Here is a 1,554-nt window from a genome sequence, read left to right on the forward strand (position 1 = left end):
TAAAAAGCCAGTGGCTAAAAGCCGCAGGTTTTGAGACCGGTTTCACGTTCACGGTGAAGATATTAAACGGTTGTTTGGTCTTGATACCCGACAGCGAAGACATTCGAGCGATAAAGCAGCAGAACCAACAACAGCAAGCGCAGCTAACCGCCATACGGCACACGATGCGCGAGCTGATGGCAGAGTATACCAGCGGCTAAAAGGGTAAACTGAGCGGCGCTTAAAAACGAAGAGGCCAGAAGTTTGAAAGATCTTCTGGCCATTTAGTTTAAATATCAAAGAAAAACTCTAAAAAATCATTAAAACTATGCCATTGTGGCTTCAGTACCCCAGCCATAAAGTCATGAATTTCGTTGCCTAATCCTAACCCAACAACTTCACCAGTTTTTTGATTATAAAAATAACCGTATTCACCTTCAAAATTATCTAATGGCAAATATTCTTTAGGTAATTTTAGAACATCATGAGCACTTTTCAGGATTAATAAATAATCATTGCTATTAATTAAAAACCAACCAATTTGATAGATCTCTCTATTTTTTCCTAAAAATGTTGGGCAATCTTCAACATGTAAGTAAAACTGTGCAAAATCAGAGTCAATATCGATATCAATACTTAACAAAGCATCGCGGTATTCACTTGAAGGTTCATCAAACCACCAATTTTTACTTTTAAAATAATCAACCAATTTAGGTGTCAACATTTACCCTCCTTTTTTACAGCAATTGATCAGCTTTCTACGGTTAACTTCCTCTTCGGCTCTTTGCTTCCAGTAAGCTTTTCTATCTGCATCAAAAAGATCACGATCCACTGGGTTAAATGGGTGACTTCCAGGCAAGTGTGGATGCAATGCATTAGTATAGCGGTACTTAACGTGCGTTTCAGTTGATAACTCAAATAATGGCCCTAAGCCATTTTGTTTAGAGTGGTGAAGGCTTACAACTGAATATTTCCCATCTTTTACCACCATAGGACTTCGGCCATCTTCGAGAACGATTTGAAGATTCGTTTTTACACCATCTCGCGTATTAACTTTTAAGTCCCAGTCAATAGGTTGTTGATAGACAGTATAAGTAATATCGGAAGGACCTGTAAAAGTAGATCCTGTGAACATGCCACTAAGACCCAACGGATCTATAAACCCTGTCGGGCAGTGCACATACCCATACGGATTCAACCCACCCAGTAGCCCTATCGGGTCTGGTGAAATATACTGCCCACTGTCCTTATCATAGTACCGAAAGCGGTTATAATACAAGCCCGTTTCGCGGTCTTCATATTGACCCGCAAAACGAAAATGGCATTCGGTATAATTTGGGTCATTGTCGGCTCGACCGTCTTGAGACTGCCAAAACGCCATTTGACCCCACGTATTGAGGCGTCCTGCCCAACTGGCTATTCCTTTTTCAGTAAAAATCTCTCGGGGTGTACCTTGATGGTCAGTGACCACATAGTGCAATTTGCCATTTTGATAACGGGCGGTGGGGGTGATGGCTCCTGGCTGATAGAGCCATTGAATACCTGCATCATATGCCACGGTACCGTCGGCATAGA

At 41.5% G+C, this 1,554-nt stretch carries 3 protein-coding genes; 1 reads left to right on the forward strand and 2 read right to left on the reverse strand.

Annotated elements, in window-relative coordinates:
* Positions 1–200: SymE family type I addiction module toxin (locus tag PR833_RS20285; protein ID WP_272526487.1), on the forward strand; the 200-nt coding region annotated here is incomplete at its 5' end.
* 68 nt (positions 201–268) lie between these two features.
* Here PR833_RS20285 and PR833_RS20290 read toward each other — a convergent pair.
* Complete coding sequence (locus PR833_RS20290) at positions 269–703, reverse strand: hypothetical protein (protein WP_154625809.1); 435 nt, start codon at positions 701–703, stop codon at positions 269–271.
* The coding region (locus tag PR833_RS20295) for an RHS repeat-associated core domain-containing protein (protein WP_272526488.1) at positions 704–1,554 on the reverse strand (851 nt) is incomplete at its 5' end.

It is taken from the genome of Providencia sp. PROV189, assembly GCF_028480065.1.
GTDB lineage: Bacteria > Pseudomonadota > Gammaproteobacteria > Enterobacterales > Enterobacteriaceae > Providencia > Providencia stuartii.

What these genes read in the sequence shown, in the direction of transcription:
- PR833_RS20290 (WP_154625809.1), bottom strand. Translation starts at nt 703, where the DNA reads ATGTTGACACCTAAATTGGTTGATTATTTTAAAAGTAAAAATTGGTGG.